Source organism: Phytobacter sp. MRY16-398 (genome assembly GCF_003925915.1).
Lineage (GTDB): Bacteria > Pseudomonadota > Gammaproteobacteria > Enterobacterales > Enterobacteriaceae > Phytobacter > Phytobacter diazotrophicus.
Map to the genome: position 1 here is coordinate 1,915,154 of NZ_AP018756.1, position 23,472 is coordinate 1,938,625.

Annotated in this window: 21 protein-coding genes; all 21 read left to right on the forward strand. The window is 50.9% G+C overall.

All coding sequences use genetic code 11. The annotated features are described in order from the left end of the window. Position 1: 1 nt before the first annotated feature. The 21 genes from wcaE to MRY16398_RS09215 all read left to right on the forward strand — a co-directional run bounded on the left by wcaE (position 2) and on the right by MRY16398_RS09215 (position 23,447). Positions 2–748, forward strand: coding sequence for a colanic acid biosynthesis glycosyltransferase WcaE (gene wcaE, locus MRY16398_RS09115; protein WP_041851969.1), 747 nt, complete (start codon positions 2–4; stop codon positions 746–748). A 147-nt stretch (positions 749–895) separates the two neighbouring features. Further along, the gene (wcaF, locus tag MRY16398_RS09120; RefSeq protein WP_041851968.1) at positions 896–1,444 is read left to right on the forward strand and encodes a colanic acid biosynthesis acetyltransferase WcaF; all 549 of its coding nucleotides are present in this window, start codon (positions 896–898) and stop codon (positions 1,442–1,444) included. A 28-nt stretch (positions 1,445–1,472) separates the two neighbouring features. Continuing rightward, the gene (gene gmd, locus MRY16398_RS09125) at positions 1,473–2,594 is read left to right on the forward strand and encodes a GDP-mannose 4,6-dehydratase (RefSeq protein WP_041851967.1); all 1,122 of its coding nucleotides are present in this window, start codon (positions 1,473–1,475) and stop codon (positions 2,592–2,594) included. 2 nt (positions 2,595–2,596) lie between these two features. After that, a complete protein-coding gene (fcl, locus tag MRY16398_RS09130) occupies positions 2,597–3,562 on the forward strand; it encodes a GDP-L-fucose synthase (RefSeq protein WP_041851966.1) in 966 nt (321 codons plus the stop codon). 2 nt (positions 3,563–3,564) lie between these two features. Beyond that, the gene (locus MRY16398_RS09135; protein WP_071195745.1) at positions 3,565–4,038 is read left to right on the forward strand and encodes a GDP-mannose mannosyl hydrolase; all 474 of its coding nucleotides are present in this window, start codon (positions 3,565–3,567) and stop codon (positions 4,036–4,038) included. After that, a complete protein-coding gene (wcaI, locus tag MRY16398_RS09140; protein WP_125124199.1) occupies positions 4,035–5,339 on the forward strand; it encodes a colanic acid biosynthesis fucosyltransferase WcaI in 1,305 nt (434 codons plus the stop codon). The genes MRY16398_RS09135 and wcaI overlap by 4 nt, the downstream gene beginning before the upstream one ends. Continuing rightward, positions 5,336–6,772 carry a mannose-1-phosphate guanyltransferase gene (gene cpsB / locus MRY16398_RS09145; protein ID WP_041851963.1) on the forward strand — a complete coding sequence of 479 codons (1,437 nt, stop codon included), beginning with the start codon at positions 5,336–5,338 and terminating at the stop codon, positions 6,770–6,772. The genes wcaI and cpsB overlap by 4 nt, the downstream gene beginning before the upstream one ends. 131 nt (positions 6,773–6,903) lie before the next feature. Beyond that, entirely contained in the window at positions 6,904–8,274 is a 1,371-nt protein-coding gene (gene cpsG, locus MRY16398_RS09150; RefSeq protein WP_041852051.1) for a colanic acid biosynthesis phosphomannomutase CpsG, read from the forward strand. A gap of 81 nt (positions 8,275–8,355) precedes the next feature. Further along, positions 8,356–9,750, forward strand: coding sequence for an undecaprenyl-phosphate glucose phosphotransferase (gene wcaJ, locus MRY16398_RS09155; RefSeq protein ID WP_071195746.1), 1,395 nt, complete (start codon positions 8,356–8,358; stop codon positions 9,748–9,750). A gap of 158 nt (positions 9,751–9,908) precedes the next feature. Continuing rightward, positions 9,909–11,387 carry a colanic acid undecaprenyl disphosphate flippase WzxC gene (wzxC, locus tag MRY16398_RS09160; protein ID WP_071195747.1) on the forward strand — a complete coding sequence of 493 codons (1,479 nt, stop codon included), beginning with the start codon at positions 9,909–9,911 and terminating at the stop codon, positions 11,385–11,387. A gap of 78 nt (positions 11,388–11,465) precedes the next feature. Then, positions 11,466–12,743, forward strand: a complete 1,278-nt coding sequence (gene wcaK, locus MRY16398_RS09165; protein ID WP_125124200.1) for a colanic acid biosynthesis pyruvyl transferase WcaK — start codon at positions 11,466–11,468, stop codon at positions 12,741–12,743. Continuing rightward, positions 12,740–13,960, forward strand: coding sequence for a colanic acid biosynthesis glycosyltransferase WcaL (gene wcaL / locus MRY16398_RS09170; protein ID WP_071195749.1), 1,221 nt, complete (start codon positions 12,740–12,742; stop codon positions 13,958–13,960). The genes wcaK and wcaL overlap by 4 nt, the downstream gene beginning before the upstream one ends. A gap of 11 nt (positions 13,961–13,971) precedes the next feature. Next, the gene (gene wcaM / locus MRY16398_RS09175) at positions 13,972–15,378 is read left to right on the forward strand and encodes a colanic acid biosynthesis protein WcaM (RefSeq protein ID WP_125124201.1); all 1,407 of its coding nucleotides are present in this window, start codon (positions 13,972–13,974) and stop codon (positions 15,376–15,378) included. A gap of 182 nt (positions 15,379–15,560) precedes the next feature. After that, positions 15,561–16,466, forward strand: a complete 906-nt coding sequence (gene galF, locus MRY16398_RS09180; protein WP_125124202.1) for a GalU regulator GalF — start codon at positions 15,561–15,563, stop codon at positions 16,464–16,466. A gap of 397 nt (positions 16,467–16,863) precedes the next feature. Next, positions 16,864–17,952 carry a dTDP-glucose 4,6-dehydratase gene (rfbB, locus tag MRY16398_RS09185; protein WP_041851957.1) on the forward strand — a complete coding sequence of 363 codons (1,089 nt, stop codon included), beginning with the start codon at positions 16,864–16,866 and terminating at the stop codon, positions 17,950–17,952. Between the two features lie 18 nt (positions 17,953–17,970). Next, positions 17,971–18,843, forward strand: coding sequence for a glucose-1-phosphate thymidylyltransferase RfbA (gene rfbA / locus MRY16398_RS09190; RefSeq protein WP_125124203.1), 873 nt, complete (start codon positions 17,971–17,973; stop codon positions 18,841–18,843). 24 nt (positions 18,844–18,867) lie between these two features. Further along, positions 18,868–19,758, forward strand: a complete 891-nt coding sequence (rfbD, locus tag MRY16398_RS09195; RefSeq protein ID WP_125124204.1) for a dTDP-4-dehydrorhamnose reductase — start codon at positions 18,868–18,870, stop codon at positions 19,756–19,758. A gap of 4 nt (positions 19,759–19,762) precedes the next feature. Next, a complete protein-coding gene (rfbC, locus tag MRY16398_RS09200) occupies positions 19,763–20,311 on the forward strand; it encodes a dTDP-4-dehydrorhamnose 3,5-epimerase (RefSeq protein WP_041851954.1) in 549 nt (182 codons plus the stop codon). A gap of 1 nt (position 20,312) precedes the next feature. After that, positions 20,313–21,239, forward strand: a complete 927-nt coding sequence (locus MRY16398_RS09205; RefSeq protein ID WP_197718607.1) for a glycosyltransferase family 2 protein — start codon at positions 20,313–20,315, stop codon at positions 21,237–21,239. A gap of 32 nt (positions 21,240–21,271) precedes the next feature. Continuing rightward, complete coding sequence (locus tag MRY16398_RS09210) at positions 21,272–22,102, forward strand: ABC transporter permease (protein ID WP_041851953.1); 831 nt, start codon at positions 21,272–21,274, stop codon at positions 22,100–22,102. Beyond that, a complete protein-coding gene (locus tag MRY16398_RS09215) occupies positions 22,092–23,447 on the forward strand; it encodes an ABC transporter ATP-binding protein (RefSeq protein WP_041851952.1) in 1,356 nt (451 codons plus the stop codon). Before MRY16398_RS09210 ends, MRY16398_RS09215 begins: the two co-directional genes overlap by 11 nt. Positions 23,448–23,472 lie beyond the last annotated feature (25 nt).

Here is a 23,472-nt window from a genome sequence, read left to right on the forward strand (position 1 = left end):
CATGTTACTAAGCGTTATTACCGTTGCGTTTCGTAATTATGAAGGCGTGATGAAAACCTGGGAATCGCTGGCCCATCTGGCACAGGCGCAGGATATCGCATTTGAGTGGATTGTTGTGGATGGCGGCTCTGCTGACGGTACCGCAGAGTTTCTGAAAAACCTTAACGGCCAGTACCACTTACGTTACGTCAGCGAGAAAGATAATGGCATCTATGATGCGATGAATAAAGGCATCAGCATGGCCAATGGCCGCTTCGCGCTGTTCCTCAACTCAGGTGATATTCTGCATCCGGAAAGCGTCGATGTTATCCGCCAGTTGGCAGAAAAACGTGACAATGCCATGTACATTGGTGATGCATTATTAGATTTCGGCGATGGCACAAAAATACGCCGTAGCGCGAAACGCGGTTGGTATATTTACCATAGCTTACCCGCCAGCCATCAGGCCATATTCTTCCCGATGAGTGGTCTGAAAACCTACCCCTACGATTTACAATATAAAGTCTCTTCCGATTACGCGCTGGCAGCCAGAATGTTTAAGGCAGGCTTTCGCTTTAAACGCCTGCACGGTCTGGTATCCGAATTTTCAATGGGTGGCGTCTCTACGTCAAATAACCTTGAATTATGTCGGGATGCTCGCAACGTCCAACGAAAAATATTACACGTACCGGGCTTCTGGGCGGAATTGTCGTACCTGTTACGTCTGCGTACGACTGGCAAAGCGAAAGCCTTATATAACAAAGCATAATGTGAATGCCCTGGATAATTTGAATCGCGGGAAAACGGAAAGTCAGAGAATTCCGATGAGCTTACGTGTGTAAGTGATTCGGATGAACGCATGCAGTTAACGCACCGGCGGTTTGAAAAATAACGGGTACACGTATAAGGAAACACGATGCAAGACTTACAAGGATTCTCCGTGCCGAAAGGCTTCCGGGGCGGGAATGCTATTAAGGTTCAATTGTGGTGGGCGGTGCAGTCAACATTATTTGCCTGGTCGCCACAAATTATGTATCGCTGGCGTGCCTTTCTGTTGCGTTTATTCGGTGCAAAAATCGGAAAAAACGTAGTGATTCGTCCGTCGGTGAAAATAACGTATCCATGGAAATTAACGCTGGGTGATTATAGCTGGGTTGGCGATGACGCTGTGTTATATACCCTGGGCGATATCTCAATTGGCGCTAATTCTGTGATTTCGCAGAAATGTTATTTGTGTACCGGCAGTCACGATTTTATGAGCGCGCATTTTGATATTACCGCGTCGCCCATCGTGATTGGCGATAAATGCTGGCTGGCAACGGATGTCTTTGTTGCCCCCGGCGTGCGTATTGGTGACGGAACGGTTGTCGGTGCGCGCAGCAGTGTTTTTAAGACGCTTCCGGCAAACACAATTTGCCGTGGCAACCCCGCAGTGGTAACGCGCGAACGCGTAAAAACTGAATAACTTCTGATAAGTAATAGAGGAATAAAATATGTCTAAAGTCGCTCTCATCACCGGCGTTACCGGGCAAGATGGCTCTTATCTGGCAGAACTGCTTCTGGAAAAGGGTTATGAAGTTCATGGCATTAAGCGTCGTGCCTCTTCATTCAACACTGAGCGTGTGGACCATATTTATCAGGATCCGCACACCAGTAACCCGAAATTCCACCTTCACTACGGTGATCTGACGGATACCTCTAACCTGACCCGTATTCTGCAGGAAGTGCAGCCGGATGAGGTCTATAACCTTGGGGCGATGAGCCACGTAGCGGTCTCCTTTGAATCGCCGGAATATACCGCAGATGTGGATGCGATGGGGACATTGCGTCTGCTGGAAGCCATTCGCTTCCTGGGCCTTGAAAAGAAAACGCGCTTCTACCAGGCCTCTACCTCTGAGCTGTATGGCCTGGTCCAGGAGATCCCGCAGAAAGAGACCACGCCGTTCTACCCACGCTCTCCGTATGCGGTGGCAAAACTGTACGCCTACTGGATCACCGTTAACTACCGTGAATCCTATGGCATGTACGCCTGCAACGGCATTCTGTTTAACCACGAGTCGCCGCGCCGTGGTGAGACCTTCGTCACCCGCAAAATTACCCGCGCGATTGCCAACATCGCCCAGGGCCTCGAATCTTGCCTGTACCTTGGCAACATGGACTCCCTGCGTGACTGGGGTCATGCGAAAGATTACGTGAAAATGCAGTGGATGATGCTGCAACAGGACCATCCGGAAGACTTCGTTATCGCCACCGGCGTGCAGTATTCCGTACGTCAGTTTGTGGAAATGGCGGCGGCGCAACTGGGTATCAAACTGCGCTTCGAAGGTAAAGGCGTGGAAGAGAAGGGGATTGTGGTCTCCGTCACCGGCCATGACGCGCCAGGCGTGAAACCGGGTGATGTGATTGTTGCCGTTGATCCGCGTTACTTCCGTCCGGCGGAAGTGGAAACCCTGCTCGGCGACCCGACCAAAGCACACGAAAAACTGGGCTGGAAACCAGAAACCACGCTGCAGGAGATGGTCTCTGAGATGGTAGCCAAAGATCTTGAAGCGGCGAAAAAACATTCGCTGTTAAAAGCTCACGGTTACGAGGTTGCCATCGCGCTGGAGTCCTGAGAATGACGAAACAACGTATCTTTGTCGCGGGTCACCGCGGCATGGTCGGATCGGCCATTGTAAGACTGCTGTCGCAGCGCGAAGACGTGGAGCTGGTGCTGCGTAGCCGTGACGAACTGAACCTGCTGGATTCCGCGCAGGTGCAGGCGTTCTTTGCCAGCGAACGTATCGACCAGGTTTACCTGGCGGCGGCGAAAGTGGGTGGTATTGTCGCCAATAACACCTACCCGGCAGATTTTATCTACGAGAACATGATGATGGAGTGCAACATCATTCACGCGGCGCATTCGCATGACGTGAACAAGCTGTTGTTCCTCGGTTCATCCTGTATTTACCCGAAGCTTGCGCACCAACCGATGGCTGAAAGTGAACTGTTGCAGGGGACGCTGGAGGCGACGAACGAACCGTATGCGATTGCCAAAATTGCCGGTATCAAACTGTGCGAGTCCTACAACCGCCAGTACAACCGCGATTATCGCTCGGTGATGCCGACCAACCTGTACGGGCCGAATGACAACTTCCACCCAAGCAACTCCCACGTGATCCCGGCGTTGCTCCGTCGCTTCCATGAAGCCACGCTCAGCAACGCGCCTGACGTGGTGGTATGGGGCAGCGGCACGCCGATGCGTGAGTTCCTCCATGTGGACGACATGGCGGCGGCCAGCATTCATGTGATGGAGCTGGACCGGGAAGTGTGGCAGGAGAATACCGAACCGATGCTGTCGCACATTAATGTCGGCACCGGTGTGGACTGCACGATCCGTGAGCTGGCGCAAACGCTCGCCCAGGTCGTGGGCTACAAAGGCCGGGTGGTCTTTGATGCCACCAAGCCGGATGGTACGCCACGCAAACTGCTGGATGTGTCCCGCCTGCACGCGCTTGGCTGGTATCACGAGATCTCGCTGGAGCAGGGGCTGGCAAGCACCTACCAGTGGTTCCTCGAAAATCAGCAACGGTTCAGGGGGTAAGCATGTTTTTACGTCCGGAAGATTTTGCCACGGTCGTGCGTTCGACTCCGCTTATCTCCATCGATCTTATCGTGGAGAACGAAAGCGGCGAGTTTTTGCTCGGCAAGCGTACGAATCGTCCGGCGCAGGGTTACTGGTTTGTGCCGGGTGGACGGGTGCAAAAAGATGAACCTCTGGCGAGCGCGTTTGAACGTTTGACGCTGGCTGAACTGGGCGTACTCCTGCCGATGTCGGCAGGAGAGTTTTATGGCGTCTGGCAGCACTTCTATGACGACAACTTCTCCGGCAGCGATTTTTCTACCCACTACATTGTGCTCGGCTTTCGCTTACGGGTCGATGCCTCCACGCTGGCCCTGCCGACAGAACAGCACGATGACTATCGCTGGCTGACGCCCGATGTGCTGATAGCTGACCCGCTGGTACATGACAATAGCCGCGCCTACTTCAAGGAAGCGCGGGGAGTACCGGGCTTATGAAAATTCTTGTTTACGGCATCAACTATGCGCCGGAGTTAACCGGTATCGGTAAATACACCGGCGAGATGGTTGAATGGATGGCCCGGCAGGGGGATGACGTGCGTGTCATTACCGCACCGCCTTACTACCCGGAATGGCAGGTGGGTAAGGCGTATTCCGCCCGGCGTTATCGCCGGGAAAACGGTGCCGCGACCGTCTGGCGCTGTCCTCTGTATGTGCCGAAACAGCCTTCGACATTGAAACGCCTTATTCACCTGACCAGCTTCGCCGTGAGCAGCTTTTTCCCGCTGATGGCACAGCGTCGCTGGAAGCCGGATCGCATCATCGGCGTGGTACCGACACTGTTTTGCACACCGGGTATGCGCCTGCTGGCAAAACTCACCGGTGCGCGCACGCTGCTGCACATCCAGGATTATGAAGTTGACGCCATGCTTGGCTTAGGGATGGCCGGGAAAGGCAAAACCGGCAAAGTGGCGAAACTGGCCGCCGCGTTTGAGCGCAGCGGCCTGCACAATGTCGACAATGTGTCCACCATCTCCCGCTCAATGATGAACAAAGCACGGGAAAAAGGGGTGGAGCCAGGGCGGATAATCTTCTTCCCGAACTGGTCAGAAGTGGCCCGCTTTCGCGATGTCGACGCGCAGGACGTTGCCCAACTGAGACAAACGCTGGGATTGCCGGAAGATAAAAAAATCATTCTTTACTCCGGCAACATTGGTGAAAAGCAGGGGCTGGAAAATGTGATTGCGGCGGCGGCTAACCTTCGCGAGCAACCGTGGTTGTTTGTGATTGTGGGTCAGGGTGGCGGCAAAGTGAGACTGGAAAAACAGGCCCTGCAACAGGGGCTGGATAACGTGAAATTCTTTCCGTTGCAGTCTTACGAGGCGTTGCCTGCGCTGCTCAAGATGGCCGATTGCCATCTGGTGATTCAAAAACGTGGCGCGGCGGATGCCGTGCTGCCATCGAAACTGACCAATATCCTCGCCGTGGGCGGCAATGCCGTTATCACCGCTGAGGCGTCCACCGAATTGGGCCAACTGTGTCTGGCTTCGCCGGGCATTGCCGTGTGCGTAGAGCCTGAATCCGTACCGGCGTTAACGGCGGGCATCGAACAGGCACTCTTGATGCCCAAAACCAACGCGGTGGCACGTGAATATGCCGAACGCACGCTCGAGAAAGAGAGCGTGTTAACCCAGTTTATGACTGATATCTCCCGACGCGATCCGGCGGTCAGTGCAGGGCAGGCCGCCCATGCGCAAGACGAACGTCTGAATTACGAAGGGAATGGGGATAAATCATGAGTCAAACACAACTGTATCCGGTAGTGATGGCCGGAGGCTCCGGCAGCCGCCTGTGGCCACTGTCCCGTGTCCTGTATCCAAAACAATTTCTCTGCCTGAAAGGCGATTTGACCATGCTGCAGACCACCGTCTGCCGTCTGGACGGGGTGGAGTGTGAAAGTCCGGTTGTTATCTGTAATGAACAACACCGCTTTATCGTTGCCGAGCAGTTGCGCCAGCTCAACAAGCTGACGGAAAACATCATCCTTGAACCGGCGGGGCGTAACACCGCACCGGCGATTGCGCTGGCCGCAATGGCGATCAAACGCCATAACCCGACCTCTGACCCGCTGATGCTGGTGCTGGCGGCGGATCATGTGATTCAGGATGAAGAGGCGTTCCGCACGTCGGTGCGCCAGGCGCTGGCCTATGCCGAAAGCGGCAAACTGGTGACCTTTGGCATCGTACCGGACCTGCCGGAAACCGGTTATGGCTACATTCGTCGTGGCGAAGTGACCCCTGGTAAAGGTGAAGGTCTGGCCTTCGACGTGGCGCAGTTTGTGGAAAAACCGAACCTCGATACGGCGCAGGGTTATGTGGCGAGCGGTGAATATTACTGGAACAGCGGCATGTTCCTGTTCAGCGCCGGGCGCTATCTGGAAGAGCTGAAAAAATATCGTCCCGATATTTACGAGGCCTGCGAACGCGCAATGAATGTAACGGACCCGGACCTGGACTTTATCCGTGTTGATGAAGCCGCGTTCCTGGCCTGCCCGGAAGAGTCTATCGACTACGCGGTAATGGAAAAAACCGCCGATGCGGTGGTGGTACCGATGGATGCCGGCTGGAGCGATGTGGGTTCCTGGTCCTCGTTGTGGGAAATCAGCGCCCATACGCCCGAGGGAAACGTCCATCACGGCGACGTCATCAGTCATGACACGGAGAACAGCTTCGTCTATGCGGAGTCCGGTCTGGTCACCACCGTCGGCGTGAAAGATCTGGTGGTGGTGCAGACCAAGGATGCCGTGCTGATTGCGGACCGTAACCATGTGCAGGATGTGAAGAAAGTGGTCGAGCAGATCAAAGCGGATGGCCGCCATGAGCACCACATTCACCGCGAAGTCTACCGTCCCTGGGGGAAATATGACTCCATTGATGCGGGCGATCGCTATCAGGTGAAGCGCATCACTGTGAAACCTGGCGAAGGGCTTTCGGTCCAGATGCATCATCATCGGGCTGAACACTGGGTCGTGGTGGCCGGTACGGCGAAAGTCACTATTAATGACGAGATCAAACTGCTGGGTGAGAACGAGTCGGTCTACATTCCGCTCGGCGCACGTCACTGTCTTGAGAACCCAGGGAAAATACCGCTCGATTTAATTGAAGTACGGTCCGGTTCATATCTTGAAGAGGACGATATTGTGCGGTTTGAAGATCGCTACGGGCGCATCTGACGCTGTCCGACACCTTTTGCGTAGCCGCTGATTTGCCGCAACGCGACGTCGGATAGATATAACGATTGAATTCTTTTTGATTATTTCTCCACACCGGAGAGGGCTAACTGTTGCCTGAAAACGAGGTAATGATGGAAAAATTAACCTGTTTTAAAGCCTACGATATTCGCGGCAAGCTGGGTGAAGAGCTGAATGAAGACATTGCCTGGCGGATTGGCCGGGCCTATGGCGAGTATTTAAAACCGCAAACCATCGTGCTGGGCGGTGATGTCCGTTTAACGAGCGAAACATTAAAGCTGGCGCTGGCCAAAGGGCTACAAGACGCGGGTGTGGATGTTCTGGATATCGGCCTTTCGGGCACCGAAGAGATCTATTTTGCCACCTTCCATCTGGGCGTCGATGGTGGGATTGAAGTGACGGCCAGCCATAACCCGATGGACTACAACGGCATGAAGCTGGTCCGTAAAGGTGCCCGTCCAATCAGCGGTGATACGGGGCTGCGCGATGTTCAGCGCCTGGCAGAAGCGAATGACTTCCCGCCAGTGAATGCGCAAAAACGCGGCAGCTATCGGCAAATCAACCTGCGTGACGCCTATATTGATCACCTGCTCAGCTATGTCGACCTGGCGAATTTCAAACCGTTAAAACTGGTGATCAATTCCGGTAACGGGGCGGCAGGGCCGGTCATTGATGCCCTGGAACAGCGCTTTAAGGCGAACAATGTTCCCGTCACCTTTATCAAGGTGCACAACACCCCCGATGGCAACTTCCCGAACGGTATCCCGAACCCACTACTGCCGGAATGCCGTGACGATACCCGCAACGCGGTTATTGAACATCATGCGGATTTAGGTATCGCGTTCGACGGGGATTTTGACCGCTGCTTCTTCTTTGACGGTAACGGCCAGTTTATCGAGGGCTATTACATCGTCGGTCTGCTGGCGCAGGCATTCCTGGAGAAAAACCCCGGCGCGAAGATCATCCACGACCCGCGCCTTTCCTGGAACACGGTGGACGTTGTCACAGCGGCAGGCGGTAAGCCGGTGATGTCGAAAACCGGGCATGCGTTTATTAAAGAGCGGATGCGTGAAGAGGACGCGATCTACGGCGGTGAGATGAGCGCGCATCACTATTTCCGTGATTTTGCCTATTGCGATAGCGGCATGATCCCATGGCTTTTGGTGACGGAGCTGCTGTGTCTCAAGGGCAAAACGCTGGAAGCGCTGGTACGCGATCGCATGGCGGCTTTCCCGGCCAGCGGCGAGATCAACTTAAAGCTGGACCAGGCCGCGCCGGCAATCGCCCGCGTCGAAGCACATTTCAGCGGTTCTGCGCTTAGCGTTGACCGAACCGATGGCATCAGCATGTCCTTCCCGGACTGGCGCTTTAATTTGCGCTCGTCCAATACCGAGCCGGTTGTACGTCTGAACGTGGAATCGCGCAGCGACACCGCGCTGATGGAGGCGCGAACACAGGACATTCTGGCGTTGTTGAAACAGTAATCTCTGTTTTCCCCTCACTCTAACCCTTTTCTGCGAGAGGAGAGGGCTGGGGTGGGGGGAAACAAATGAATAGGTACAACGATGACAAATCTAAAAAAGCGCGACCGGGCCAAAACGAATGCATCGTTAATCTCAATCGTGCAGCGATTCTCAGACATCACCATCATGTTCGGTGGGCTGTACATTGTCTGTAGGTTCAATACGTTGCCATTCTTTTATCAGCACCTGCTGATGGCCCTCATTACCCTCGTAGTGTTCCAGATGATTGGCGGCATGACTGATTTTTATCGTTCATGGCGTGGTGTGCGGTTTATGACCGAGCTGGTTTTATTGCTGCAAAACTGGACCCTCAGTTTTGTCTTTAGCGCCGGTCTGGTGGCTTTTCGCAGCGAACTTAACAATACCTTTGCCCTCTATTTTGCCTGGTATTTGCTCAGCAGTTCAGGGCTGATTATCTGCCGTGGGATTATCCGTTTTGCCGCCGGTTGGCTGCGTAATCATGGCTATAACACCCGTCGCGTTGCGGTGGCGGGCGACCTTCCCGCCGGGCAGGAACTGCTGGAGAGTTTTCGTAATGAACCCTGGCTGGGTTTTGAAGTGATCGGTGTCTATCACGACGCGAAACCGGGTGGCGTGAGCAGTGACTGGGTGGGCAATTATGACCAACTGCTTGACGACGCTCGCGCCGGGAAAATCCACAACGTCTACATCGCCATGTCAATGAACGACGCTCAGTGCATCAAACATCTGGTGCGGCAACTGGCAGACACCACCTGCTCGGTGATCCTGATACCCGATGTTTTCACCTTTAACATTCTGCATTCGCGGATTGAAGAGGTGAATGGCGTGCCGGTGGTGCCGCTGTATGACACGCCGCTTTCGGGCGTCAACCGCATTCTCAAACGCCTCGAAGACATTGTGCTGGCGTCGCTCATCCTGATGCTGATCTCACCGGTTCTGTTGGGGATCTCGTTGGCGGTGAAATTGACCTCCCCGGGCCCGGTTATCTTCCGCCAGACCCGTTACGGTATGGACGGTAAGCCCATCAAAGTGTGGAAATTCCGCTCCATGAAAGTTATGGAGAACGACAAAGTCGTAACCCAGGCCACGCAAAACGATCCGCGCGTGACCAAAGTTGGCAGCTTCCTGCGCCGGACATCCCTGGATGAGCTACCGCAGTTTATCAATGTGCTGACGGGCGGGATGTCTATCGTCGGTCCACGCCCTCATGCGGTGGCGCATAACGAGCAGTACCGTCAGCTCATTGAAGGCTACATGCTGCGTCATAAAGTGAAACCGGGTATTACCGGCTGGGCGCAGATTAATGGCTGGCGCGGCGAGACGGATACGCTGGAAAAAATGGAAAAACGCGTTGAGTTCGACCTTGAGTACATCCGTGAATGGAGTCTTTGGTTCGATATCAAAATCGTTTTTCTGACCATCTTTAAAGGGTTTGTGAATAAAGCGGCGTATTAGGAACTTGTCCCATAAGGCTATTTTGCTGGCCATTTTGAACCAGGGCAGTGCTCAAAATCCTCACGTACTTCGTGTACGTTCCGGTTTTTCCGCGCTGTCCGTGTTCAAACTGCCTGCGCCAATAACGCCTTATGGGCCATGTTCAAAGGAAAAAAATCATGAGCTTACGTGAAAAAACCATCAGCGGGGCGAAATGGTCGGCCATGGCAACGTTGACCATTATCGGGCTTGGGCTGGTACAGATGACCGTACTGGCGCGCATTATCGATAACCACCAGTTTGGCCTGCTCACTGTCTCGCTGGTGATTATCGCGCTCGCCGATACGCTATCGGATTTTGGTATTGCCAACTCCATCATCCAGCGTAAGGAGATCAGTCATCTCGAACTCACCACCCTGTACTGGCTGAATGTCGGGCTGGGGCTGGTGGTCTGTGTGGCTATCTTTTTACTCAGCGATCTGATTGCCGGGTTGCTGCATAACCCGGATCTGGCGCCGCTGATAAAAACCCTGTCGCTGGCCTTTGTGCTGATTCCGCATGGTCAGCAGTTCCGGGCGCTGATGCAAAAGGAGCTGGAGTTTAACAAGATCGGCAGCATAGAAACCGTCTCGGTGCTGGCTGGTTTTACCTTTACGGTGGTCAGCGCCTTTTTCTGGCCACTGGCAATGACCGCCATCCTCGGCTATCTGGTTAACAGCGCCGTGCGTACGCTGCTCTTCGGCTGGTTTGGCCGCAAGATTTACCGTCCTGGTCTGCATTTTTCGCTGCGTTCGGTCAGTTCCAACCTCAAGTTTGGCGCGTGGCTTACGGCGGACAGCGTCATTAACTACCTGAACACCAACCTCTCTACGCTGGTACTGGCGCGCATCCTTGGGGCCAGCGTCGCGGGCGGTTACAACCTGGCCTATAACGTGGCCGTCGTTCCACCAATGAAACTCAACCCTATCATTACGCGCGTCCTGTTCCCGGCTTTCGCCAAAATTCAGGATGACACGGAAAAGCTGCGGCTTAATTTTTACAAGCTGTTGTCGGTGGTAGGGATCATTAACTTTCCGATCCTGCTTGGGCTGCTGGTGGTGTCGAATAATTTCGTGCCGCTGGTGTTCGGCGAGAAGTGGAGCAGCATCATTCCTGTCCTGCAATTGTTATGCATTGTGGGGCTGCTGCGTGCGGTCGGCAATCCGATTGGGTCGTTGTTAATGGCCAAAGCCCGCGTGGATATCAGCTTTAAATTCAATGTCTTCAAAACCTTTTTGTTTATTCCCGCCATCATTATTGGCGGCCACCTGGCAGGCGCCATTGGCGTCACGCTGGGCTTTCTGCTGGTGCAGATTATTAACACCGTCCTGAGCTATTTCGTGATGATCAAACCTGTTCTGGGATCCAGCTATCGCCAGTACATCCTGAGTCTGTGGCTGCCGTTCTACCTGTCGCTGCCAACGCTGGTGGTGAGTTATGGGCTGGGGCTGTCACTCGCCGGGCGTCTGCCTGTGTCGGCATTGCTTGCCGTTCAGGTGATGGCGGGCGCGCTGGCGTTCGCGGCGATGATTGTGCTGTCACGTAATGCGCTGGTGGTGGAGATGAAGCGCCAGTTTTGCCGCAACGAAAAAATGAAAACGCTATTGCGTGCCGGTTGATATTCATTTTCCTCCTCACCCCGGTTCTCTTCGCGAACGGAGAGGGTTGGGGGGAGGGGAATTTTTTAAGAGGTCATTATGAAATTATTAATTCTTGGCAATCACACCTGCGGCAACCGTGGCGACAGCGCCATTTTGCGCGGGTTGCTGGATGCGATTGCACGCATCGAACCACAAGCGGAAGTGGACGTAATGAGCCGCTACCCGGTGAGTTCTTCCTGGCTGTTGAACCGCCCGGTCATGGGTGATCCACTCTACAGCCAGATGAAAGCGCACAATACTGCCGCCGGGTTAATGGGGCGGGTGAAAAAGGTCCTGCGCCGTCGCTACCAGCATCAGGTACTGCTTTCTCGGGTGACCGATAGCGGTAAGTTGCGCAACATCGCTATTGCCCAGGGTTTTACCGATTTCGTCCGCCTGCTTGCAGGTTATGACGCGATTATCCAGGTGGGTGGCTCCTTTTTTGTCGATCTTTACGGCGTTCCGCAGTTCGAACATGCCCTCTGTACGTTTATGGCTAAAAAGCCGTTGTATATGATTGGCCACAGCGTCGGGCCGTTCCAGGATCCGCAGTTTAATCAACTGGCAAATTACGTCTTTGGTCATTGCGACGCGTTGATCCTGCGTGAGAGCGTCAGTCTGAATTTAATGAAGCAGAGTGAAATCACGACCGAGAAAGTGGAGCAGGGCGTTGATACCGCCTGGCTGGTGGAAGATGATGCGGCGTTTATCCCCAACTACGCCGTCCGTCACTGGCTGGATGTGGCTGCAAAACAGAAAACCGTCGCTATTACGCTACGTGAACTCGCGCCGTTTGATAAGCGACTGGGTACGACCCAGCAAGCCTATGAAAAGGCCTTTGCCGACGTGGTGAACCGCATTCTGGATGCAGGCTGGCAGGTGATCGCGCTCTCGACCTGTACCGGTATCGACAGTTACAACAAAGATGACCGGATGGTGGCGCTCAATCTGCGTCAGCATATTAGCGACCCGTTCCGCTACCACGTGGTCATGGATGAACTTAACGACCTCGAAATGGGTAAAATCCTCGCCGTCTGTGACCTGACGGTGGGTACACGCCTGCACTCCGCCATCATCTCGATGAACTTCGGTACGCCGGCTATCGCCATTAACTACGAACACAAATCAGCCGGGATTATGCAGCAGCTTGGTATGCCGGAGATGGCGGTAGATATTCGCCACTTGCTGGATGGCTCGCTGGCGGCGATGGCGGCGGACACCCTGGGGCAACTGCCTGCGCTTAATCAACGCCTGGCCACCGCCGTGGCCGCCGAACGAGAAAAAGGCGCGTTGATGGTGAAATCGGTGCTGGATCGCATTCGGGAGGTGAAATGAAAGTCAGCTTCTTTTTGCTGAAATTCCCGCTCGCCTCGGAAACCTTTGTTCTGAATCAGATTGTGGCGTTTATCAACATGGGTTATGAGGTGGAGATCGTCGCGCTGCATAAGGGCGATCTGCAAAATACCCATAGTGCCTGGACGGAGTACCGTCTGGCGGAAAAAACCCACTGGTTACTGGATGAGCCGGAGGGCAAGCTGGCGAAACTGCGCTATCGTGGGCAGGCGATATTACGCGGCGCAGGACGCGCGGCCACCTGGAAAGCGCTCAATATGTCGCGCTACGGTGATGAAGCGCGAAATCTGATTCTGGCAGCTATTTGCGGTCTGACACCGCAGGTTTTTCGCGCCGATGTCTTTATTGCTCATTTTGGCCCGGCAGGGGTTACGGCGGCGAAACTGCGCGAACTGGGTCTGTTACAAGGCAAGATTGCCACTGTTTTCCACGGCATTGATATTTCGCATCGTGATGTGCTCAGCCACTATACGCCGGAATATCAGCAGCTCTTTCGCCGTGGCGACCTGATGTTACCTATTAGTGAACTGTGGGCGGACAGGTTACGCAGTATGGGCTGCCCGGAAGAAAAAATTGCCATCTCGCGCATGGGGGTAGATATCGCCCGTTTTACCCTGCGCCCGGTGAAAGCCCCCGGAACGCCGCTGCAGATGATCTCTGTTGCGCGGCTGACTGAGAAAAAGGGGCTGCATGTAGGTATTGAAGCCTGCCGTTTACTTAAAGAGCGTGGTGTGGCCTTTACCTGGACTATTTTGGGCATTGGCCCGTGGGAGCGGCGCTTGCGCACCCTGATTGAGCAATACCAACTGGATGATGTGATCCACATGCCGGGCTTTAAGCCCAGCCATGAGGTCAAAGCGATGCTGGATGAAGCCGATCTCTTTTTATTGCCGTCGGTCACCGGTGTGGATGGCGATATGGAAGGGATTCCCGTGGCCCTCATGGAGGCGATGGCCGTAGGTATTCCGGTGGTGTCAACGGTGCACAGTGGTATTCCTGAACTGATCAACGCTGGGGAGTCTGGCTGGCTGGTGCCGGAAAATGACGCCCGCACGCTGGCGGACAAGCTCGCCGAGTTCAGTGCAATGCAGCGTCAGGATCTGACGCCGGTGATTGCCCGCGCCCGCCAAAAAATCGAAACCGACTTCAACCAGCAACGTATCAATCAGCAACTTGCCACGCTGCTACAGGCGCTCTGAATCGAGGTCCTATGTCTGAGTTCGAAAAAAAGAATCGATTTGCGTTTAACCGACGCAGTTTCCTGACTGCTGGCGCCGCTCTTGCGGCGCTGCCTTTTTTACCGGTTGCCACAGCGCGCGCCGAAACGGTGGATATCCGTCGCTATCAGACAACCGACTGGCCTGCGGCATTGAAACAGGCCTTTAGTGAAGCGCAAACGGTTGAAATCCCGGAAGGTCTGGTGTGTGAAAATCTCAATACCGGGGTCTTTATTCCGCCGGGGAAGACGCTGCTGGTGCGGGGGAGTATTAAAAGCAATGGTCGTGGACGTCTGGTATTGCAGGATGGCTGTAAGGTCATCGGTGAGAAGGGGGGGAGTCTGTACAATCTGACGCTTGATGTCCGCGGTTCAGATTGTGTCATTCAAGGTTTGAATATGAGCGGTTATGGCCCGGTGGCGCAAATCTACATCGGTGGAAAAGAGCCGCAGGTTATGCGCAATCTGACCATCGACAACATTACGGTCACCAAGGCCAACTACGCCATTCTGCGTCAGGGCTTTCATAATCAGATTATTGGCGCCCGGATCACCAATAGCCGCTTTAGCTACCTGCAAGGTGACGCCATAGAGTGGAACGTCGCCATTAACGATCGCGATATCCTGATCTCTGACCATGTCATTGACCATATTGATTGCACAAACGGCAAAATCAACTGGGGCATCGGTATTGGGCTGGCGGGCAGTACCTACGATAACACCTACCCGGAAGACCAGGCGGTGAAGAATTTTGTGGTTGCCAACATCACCGGCAGCAATTGCCGACAACTGGTCCACGTTGAAAACGGTAAACACTTTATTATTCGTAACATTAAGGCAGAAAATATTACGCCGGACTTTAGCAAAAAAGCCGGGATAGATAACGCGACGGTGGCGATATATGGCTGTGACAATTTTGTCATTGATAACGTCTCGATGGTCAACAGCGCCGGGATGCTCATCGGCTACGGGGTTATCAAAGGCGATTATTTGTCCATTCCGCAAAATTTCAAACTGAACGATATTCGCCTGGAGAATGCACAGAGTCAGTACAAGCTGCGCGGTATCCAGATTTCGTCCGGTAACGCCACCTCATTTGTGGCCATCACCAACCTCAACTTACAGCGGGCAACGCTGGAGTTCCATAACAAACCACAACACCTTTTCCTGCGAAATATCAACGTAATGCAAGACTCCTCTGTGGGGCCGGCACTCAAGCTTAACTTCGATTTACGTAAGGATGTGCGCGGGCGCTTTATGGCGCGGCAGGATACCTTGCTGTCGCTGGCAAATATTAAAGCTGTGAATGAGAAAGGGCAGAGCTCCGTCGATATTGATCGCATCGATCATCAGGTTGTGAATGTACAAAATCTCAACTTCCATTTGCCGGCGAAGCCGTAGCGGTAAGGAGATTGTCATACTTTGCGATGAATCCTGGTGACTTTATTTCACTGCCAGGATTACATCTACAGCAATTATACGACAATCGGCGTAACATATTTCGCGGCAACTCGTCCCGTGAACGCTGGCGAAAAGAAGTTGAAGGTCTATAATTTATCAATCATTTACAGGTGGAAGGCATAATGATTAATTTGAAAGCAGTTATTCCGGTAGCAGGTTTGGGGATGCATATGCTACCCGCCACCAAAGCTATTCCTAAAGAGATGCTACCTATCGTCGATAAGCCAATGATTCAATACATCGTCGACGAAGTTGTTGCTGCAGGGATCAAAGAAATCGTCCTGGTAACTCACTCTTCCAAAAACGCGGTCGAAAACCACTTCGATACCTCCTATGAGCTGGAAGCGTTACTTGAACAGCGCGTAAAACGTCAGCTTCTGGCTGAGGTGCAGTCTATTTGCCCTCCAGGCGTGACAATCATGAACGTCCGTCAGGCGCAACCGCTGGGCCTGGGGCACTCCATTCTCTGTGCGCGCCCAATCGTTGGCGACAACCCGTTCGTGGTGGTCCTGCCGGATATCATTCTGGATTCCGCTTCTGCCGACCCGCTGCGTTACAACCTGGCGGCAATGGTTGCCCGTTTCAATGAAACCGGCCGTAGCCAGGTGCTGGCAAAACGCATGAAGGGCGACTTGTCTGAGTACTCTGTGATTCAGACCAAAGAGCCGCTGGATAGCGAAGGTAAGGTGAGCCGTATCGTTGAGTTCATCGAAAAACCTGATCAGCCGCAAACGCTGGATTCAGACCTGATGGCTGTAGGCCGCTATGTACTTTCCTCTGAAATCTGGGCAGAGCTGGAGCGTACTGAGCCTGGCGCCTGGGGACGTATTCAGTTAACAGATGCTATCGCGGAACTGGCGAAGAAGCAGTCAGTGGATGCCATGCTGATGACCGGCGAGAGTTACGACTGTGGTAAAAAAATGGGCTACATGCAGGCGTTCGTTAACTACGGCCTGCGTAACCTCAAAGAAGGTCAAAAATTCCGCGAAAGCATTAAGAAACTTTTGACGCAGTCATGGATCAGATAAAAAGTTAAAAATTAAGTAATTAGAATGGCAGCTGAGAGTGGCAACAGGAAGCATAAGTGCTTCAGAACATTCTCGCTGCTTTTTTTTATATTTTTCATGCCAGGTCAACGTATAAGAAATAAACGGAACTTTCAGAGTTACTTTAATGGCTTGAGATTTTTCTTGTTTCCATATTGGTTTAAGCAGAAAATGTGTTTTTTAACATTTAGTGCCTGGTAATGATTCTCAGTTGCACTACTATGCCCGTTTCTAATGAAATCGTTGGACGTTACGTACAGCACACTGGTAGCTGATGAGCCAGGGGCGGTAGCGTGCCTTGTTTTTGACTTTATGCCCTGGCTTGAATTTTGCATGTCGGTGCCACAGTAACAACTCGCAAAGTAGATGGAATAATCTCGTGAAAATATTGGTCACAGGTGGGGCAGGTTTTATTGGATCTGCTGTCGTCCGTAATATCATTAAGAATACTCAGGATTCTGTAGTTAATGTTGATAAATTAACCTATGCGGGCAACCTTGAATCACTGGTCGAAATTGAAACCAGTGCCCGCTATGTTTTTGAACGTGCAGACATTTGTGATGCTGAGGCGATGGCGCGTATTTTCGCCACTCACCAGCCTGATGCTGTCATGCACCTGGCTGCTGAGAGCCATGTGGACCGCTCGATCACCGGACCTGCAGCCTTTATTGAGACAAATATCGTGGGCACTTATGTGCTGCTTGAAGCCGCACGTAAATACTGGTCTCAACTGGATGAAACACGAAAAGCCGCGTTCCGCTTCCATCATATCTCAACGGACGAAGTCTACGGCGATTTGCCGCACCCGGATGAGGTCCCCGCTGGCACTGCCTTGCCGCTGTTTACCGAGAAAACCCCTTATTCTCCCAGCAGCCCGTATTCCTCATCGAAAGCGTCCAGCGATCACTTAGTTCGCGCCTGGCGCCGTACTTACGGTTTGCCGACCCTGGTGACGAATTGCTCTAACAACTATGGTCCGTACCATTTCCCTGAAAAACTTATTCCGCTGATCATCCTTAATGCATTGGCTGGTAAACCATTACCGGTTTATGGCAATGGTGAGCAAATTCGCGATTGGTTATTTGTCGAAGATCATGCCCGCGCCTTATATAAAGTCGTGACAGAAGGCGTTGCTGGTGAGACTTACAATATCGGTGGCCATAATGAGCGTAAGAATATTGAGGTGGTAAAAACCATCTGCGCTATTTTGGATGACATTATTGCCACAAAACCTAATAACATTAGTAGCTTTGCAGAATTAATTACTTATGTTACTGACCGTCCGGGTCATGACCTGCGTTATGCCATTGATGCCAGTAAAATAAAAGACGATTTAGGTTGGGTTCCACAAGAGACTTTCGAATCGGGTATCCGCAAAACGGTTGAATGGTATTTGACTAACCAGGACTGGTGGCAGCGTGTGATGGATGGGTCATATGCTGGTGAACGCCTGGGGCTTGCAGAATAAAATCATAAGGACGGAATAATGAAAGGTATTGTATTAGCGGGCGGTTCCGGAACTCGCCTCTATCCGATTACTCAGGGTGTGTCAAAACAGTTGTTGCCTGTTTACGACAAACCGATGATTTTTTATCCGATCTCTGTACTGATGTTAGCAGGTATTCGTGACATTTTGATTATCACGACGCCGGAAGATATGGCATCGTTCCAGCGTTTATTAGGTGATGGTTCGCAGTTTGGTATCCGTCTTTCCTATGAAGTGCAGCCATCGCCGGACGGCCTGGCGCAGGCGTTTATTATCGGCGAAGAATTTATTAATAACGAGCCATGTGCGCTGGTGCTGGGCGATAATATCTATTTTGGTCAAAGTTTCGGCAAGAAACTGGAAACCGCAGCAAAGTTGACCTCTGGTGCAATGGTGTTCGGTTATCAGGTGCAGGATCCGGAACGTTTTGGTGTCGTGGAATTTGATGAAAACTACACCGCGTTATCCATCGAAGAAAAACCCTTAAAACCAAAATCAAACTGGGCAGTGACCGGCCTCTATTTTTACGACAAAAATGTCGTCGAAATGGCAAAACAGGTGAAACCTTCAGCACGCGGTGAGCTGGAGATTACTACACTGAATCAGATGTATCTGGATCGTGGTGAATTGCAGGTTGAATTGCTGGGACGTGGGTTTGCCTGGCTTGATACCGGAACCCATGACAGCCTGGTCGAAGCATCGCAATTTATTCATACCATTGAGAAACGGCAGGGCATGAAAGTCGCCTGCCTTGAAGAAATTGCGTTCCGTAAAGGCTGGTTAAATAAAGAACAAGTTGCGGAACAGATTAAAAAATTGTCGAAGACCGACTACGGCCGCTACCTGCAATTATTGATCAGCGAAAAAGCGTGACAGAGCAGCAAAAACGAGAAGACGATGAAGATCTTATTAATTGGAAAAAATGGCCAGGTGGGCTGGGAACTGCAACGTTCTTTGTCAACATTAGGTGAGCTTGTCGCAGTCGATTTTTTTGATACTGAGTTATGTGGTGATCTGACTAATCCTGAGGGGATTGCCGAAACCATTCGTAGTGTAAAACCGGATGTCATTGTTAATGCGGCTGCGCATACGGCGGTAGATAAAGCGGAAAGTGAAAGAGAACTTTCGCAACTGCTGAATGCTGATAGCGTTGAAGTGATCGCGAAAGAGTCAGCGAAGCTCGGTGCGTTACTGGTGCATTATTCTACTGATTATGTCTTTAACGGCCAGGGCACGCATTTTCGTCTGGAAGATGAGCAGACGGGGCCGCTGAATGTTTATGGTGAAACGAAACTGGCGGGCGAGCTGGCTGTGGCAACCCACAACCCACGCCACTTCATTTTCCGCACCAGTTGGGTGTATGCAACACGCGGTGCGAACTTTGCGAAAACAATGCTTCGTCTGGCAAAAGAAAAAGAACAATTAGCGATTATCAACGATCAACATGGCGCGCCAACCGGCGCGGAATTGTTGGCAGATTGCACCGCGATCGCCATCCGTGCTGCGACAAATAATGCCTCGTTATTTGGTACTTATCACCTCGTCGCCAGTGGGGAAACCACCTGGTATGACTATGCGCAATATGTTTTCTCCGTCGCCCAGGAACTGGGTGAATCACTCGTCATCAAGGAAGTGAAAGGGGTTGACACATCTGCATATCCAACCCCGGCCAAACGCCCGTCCAATTCGCGTTTGTCGAATCTGAAATTCCAGACCGCCTTTGCAACCGTTATTCCTGACTGGAAAGTAGGTGTAAAACGTGTCGTGACTGAAATGCTTGGAAAGTAAATAAATGAATGTAATTAAGACTGCAATTCCTGAAGTATTTATTTTTGAACCGAAAGTTTTTGGTGACGCCCGTGGTTTTTTCTTTGAAAGTTTCAGTCAAAAAATTTTTGAGGAAGCGGTAGGAAAAAAAATCGACTTCGTTCAGGACAACCACTCACAATCGCAGAAAGGTGTGCTTCGTGGTCTGCATTATCAGCTTGACCCGCATGCTCAGGGCAAGCTGGTGCGTTGTATCGAAGGGGAAGTGTTCGATGTTGCTGTGGATATTCGAAAACATTCTGCAACTTTCGGTCAATGGGTTGGCGCGGTATTGAGCGCAGAGAACAAGCGACAGTTGTGGATCCCAGAAGGGTTTGCTCACGGCTTTTTGACCCTGAGCGATACGGCACAGTTTGTTTATAAAGCGACAAATTACTACGCGCCACAGTCGGAACGTTGCATTATCTGGAACGATCCGCAAATCAATATCGAATGGCCGGAGGCTGGTCAAGTGCAATTGTCGGCAAAAGATCAGAATGGGCTTCTCTTATCAGGTGCGGAAACCTATCCCTAACATGAAGATGGATAAGAGAGTCGCGATACTTTTGTGTACTTACAATGGAAGTAAGTTTATACGCAAACAGCTTGACTCAATTACTAATCAAACTCATCAGAACTGGGTTATTTTTGCATCTGATGATGGTTCGACTGATGGTACTCTGGAAATTATCCATGAGTACCAGCGAAACTATGGAGAGGACAAAATTGTCCTGCTCCGTGGACCTAATAAGGGATTTGCCTGGAATTTTATCTCTGCGCTTGAAAACTGTGGCGATGATTTTGATTATTATGCTTTCAGCGACCAAGACGATGAGTGGGTTGAGAACAAACTTTCCCATGCGTTGGATTACTTAGCGCAAAATCCTCAAACACCGTCAGTATATTGCGGTAGGACTATCCTTACAGATGAAAAAGGGGAAGTTATTGGCCTCTCTCCGTTATTTGATAAAACCCCTTCATTCCGTAATGCATTAGTGCAAAGTATCGCTGGCGGTAATACGATGGTGCTTAATAAGCAAGCCAGAGATATTGTCATCGAAACCCCTAAATGGCAGGAAATTATCTCTCATGATTGGTGGGTATACATACTGATCACGGGCTGTGGAGGGGATGTCCACTATGATTCTTCGCCTACAATAAAATATCGGCAGCATCAGGAAAACCTCATCGGATCTAATCTGACAATGATTGCGCGCGCGCAGCGGATCAAGAAGTTGATGGGGGGCCATTTTAAGCGCTGGAATGATAAAAACCTTGAGCTTATTAAGCCATTCCAGAATAGATTGACCCCGGAAAATGCCAAAATCTTATCAAGTTTCGACAGCAAGCGGAATGCGAATTTTTTTACAAGAATCAGGATGATATTTGAAACCAGATTATACCGACAGACCTGGTGTGGAAATATTGCGCTCATTGCTGCGATTTTTTTGAATAAGATTTGATGTCAGATATGAATTTTTTTTGAGGTGAAGGTGTGAGTGGAAAAGTAAAAATAGCAACAGCGGGCTCACTTATGAGTTCGCTGTTGAACAATAGAAGTCTCATATTTCAGATGACAAAAAGGGACATACTGAGTAAATATAAAGGCTCGGCGATTGGTGTGCTATGGTCCTTAATTAATCCCATCCTCATGCTTGTAATATATACGTTAGTTTTCTCTGTTGTGTTTAAAGCCCGCTGGGGAAATGCTGTCGCTGATGAACCAAAAACACAGTTTGCTGTTATTCTGTTTGTTGGTATGATTATCCATTCATTCTTGGCCGAGTGTTTGATTAGAGCGCCAAACTTAATTTTACAGCATGCTAATTACGTTAAAAAAGTTGTTTTCCCATTAGAAATATTGCCAGTAGTCACCGTGTTATCGTCAGTCTTTCAGAGTATTATCAGTTGCGCTGTATTGATTATGGCCTTTTTTATTTTTAATGGCTATATAAATTGGACTATTATATTTGCACCGCTTGTTTTCTTACCGCTTGTTATACTGTCTCTCGGACTCTCATGGCTTATTTCTTCGCTGGGTGTCTATATCCGTGATATCGGACAATCAATCGGTGTGATTGTAACTATTTTAATCTTTCTTTCACCTGTCTTTTACCCCCTGTCTGCATTACCAGGTTGGATGCAACACATTGTACTGCTCAATCCATTAACTTACATTATTGAGCAGTCACGCGTTGTTATTGTTTGGGGGCAACTGCCTGATTTCTTCGGATTAGCAATTTATTCAGTAAACTCTATCTGGATTACCTATGTCTGCTATATCTGGTTCCAGAAAACACGAGGAGGGTTTGCTGATGTCATCTGATCTGTATGCAATTGAAATTGATAACGTCAGTAAATGTTATCAAGTCTACGATAATCCTATTAAAAGATTAAAAGAGTTCATCGTACCGAAAGTGCATCATCGCACAGGAAAAGTAACCAGACTCTACCATGATGAGTTTTGGGCGCTGCAGGATATCAGCTTTCGCTTGAAAAAAGGCGAAACCGTCGGGATTGTCGGTAAAAATGGCTCGGGGAAATCAACCCTTCTACAAATAATTGCCGGTACGCTGACCCCTACATCTGGAAGCGTTAAGTTGCATGGACGTGTAGCCGCATTGCTTGAATTGGGTGCCGGGTTTAATAACGATTTTTCGGGCCGGGAAAATATCTACCTCAATGCAGCATTACTGGGATTGACCAAGGCTGAAATTGAAGAAAAATTAGATGATATCATTAGTTTTGCAGATATCGGACATTTTATTGACTCACCTGTTCGTGCTTATTCAAGTGGGATGCTGGTGCGCCTGGCGTTTGCTATCCAGGCGCAAATAGAACCGGAAATCTTAATTGTGGATGAAGCGCTGGCGGTTGGTGATGCGCGGTTTCAGGCGAAATGTTTTGCGCGTTTAAAACAGTTAAAAGAAAACGGAACCTCTATTCTGTTCGTTTCCCATGCGACTGAACAGATTGTGACCCATTGTGACTCTGCCATTTTAATTAATGACGGAGTCATGCTCATGCAAGACAGCCCACGCGTAGTGGTGAATAAATATCTCGATCTTCTCTTTGGCAAAACGGATGAAAAAGAAGCTGTTGCTGACGAAATTGAAGCGAACATTGAGCCGCAGCGTATAGAGGAGAAGCAACAAGACTTATTGAATGTTCAGAACTGGTTAAGGGATGGGCTAAGTTTTGAACAAAGGCCTAATTACAACCCCTCGGAGTACCGCTGGGGCGATCTTAAGGCTGAAATACTGGACTATCAGTTGGTTCAGGATGATAAGCAGTATCCACTGGTGATTGAGGGCGAGCGTGCTATTCATTTGCAGTTTTACGTAAGGTTTAAAGAAGCGGTATATCGTCCTATTTTTGGTTTTGCACTCAAAACCAAAGAAGGGGTGACAATTTATAACACCAATAGTGAATTTCAGAATATTGATATGTCCAGGCAATTCAATGCCGGAGATATTATGCATGCTTCTTTATCAATGCCCGTCAACCTGGCTTCCGGGGATTATTTTATCTCGGTGGGTATCGCCAGTTGCGATGAGTGCGGTTCCGTTGTGCCGCACGACAGGCGTTACGATTCTATACATTTGAGTGTGTTGAACCGTGTACAGTTTATCGGTTTAGTAAATTTAAACACTCATTTTAGTCTGCAATGAACTGTGACATCGCCGGGCACTGCCT

Coding starts and splice junctions, on each gene's coding strand:
- wcaE (WP_041851969.1), top strand. CDS start 2: ATGTTACTAAGCGTTATTACCGTTGCGTTTCGTAATTATGAAGGCGTG.
- wcaF (WP_041851968.1), top strand. CDS start 896: ATGCAAGACTTACAAGGATTCTCCGTGCCGAAAGGCTTCCGGGGCGGG.
- gmd (WP_041851967.1), top strand. CDS start 1,473: ATGTCTAAAGTCGCTCTCATCACCGGCGTTACCGGGCAAGATGGCTCT.
- fcl (WP_041851966.1), top strand. CDS start 2,597: ATGACGAAACAACGTATCTTTGTCGCGGGTCACCGCGGCATGGTCGGA.
- MRY16398_RS09135 (WP_071195745.1), top strand. CDS start 3,565: ATGTTTTTACGTCCGGAAGATTTTGCCACGGTCGTGCGTTCGACTCCG.
- wcaI (WP_125124199.1), top strand. CDS start 4,035: ATGAAAATTCTTGTTTACGGCATCAACTATGCGCCGGAGTTAACCGGT.
- cpsB (WP_041851963.1), top strand. CDS start 5,336: ATGAGTCAAACACAACTGTATCCGGTAGTGATGGCCGGAGGCTCCGGC.
- cpsG (WP_041852051.1), top strand. CDS start 6,904: ATGGAAAAATTAACCTGTTTTAAAGCCTACGATATTCGCGGCAAGCTG.
- wcaJ (WP_071195746.1), top strand. CDS start 8,356: ATGACAAATCTAAAAAAGCGCGACCGGGCCAAAACGAATGCATCGTTA.
- wzxC (WP_071195747.1), top strand. CDS start 9,909: ATGAGCTTACGTGAAAAAACCATCAGCGGGGCGAAATGGTCGGCCATG.
- wcaK (WP_125124200.1), top strand. CDS start 11,466: ATGAAATTATTAATTCTTGGCAATCACACCTGCGGCAACCGTGGCGAC.
- wcaL (WP_071195749.1), top strand. CDS start 12,740: ATGAAAGTCAGCTTCTTTTTGCTGAAATTCCCGCTCGCCTCGGAAACC.
- wcaM (WP_125124201.1), top strand. CDS start 13,972: ATGTCTGAGTTCGAAAAAAAGAATCGATTTGCGTTTAACCGACGCAGT.
- galF (WP_125124202.1), top strand. CDS start 15,561: ATGATTAATTTGAAAGCAGTTATTCCGGTAGCAGGTTTGGGGATGCAT.
- rfbA (WP_125124203.1), top strand. CDS start 17,971: ATGAAAGGTATTGTATTAGCGGGCGGTTCCGGAACTCGCCTCTATCCG.
- rfbD (WP_125124204.1), top strand. CDS start 18,868: ATGAAGATCTTATTAATTGGAAAAAATGGCCAGGTGGGCTGGGAACTG.
- rfbC (WP_041851954.1), top strand. CDS start 19,763: ATGAATGTAATTAAGACTGCAATTCCTGAAGTATTTATTTTTGAACCG.
- MRY16398_RS09205 (WP_197718607.1), top strand. CDS start 20,313: ATGAAGATGGATAAGAGAGTCGCGATACTTTTGTGTACTTACAATGGA.
- MRY16398_RS09215 (WP_041851952.1), top strand. CDS start 22,092: ATGTCATCTGATCTGTATGCAATTGAAATTGATAACGTCAGTAAATGT.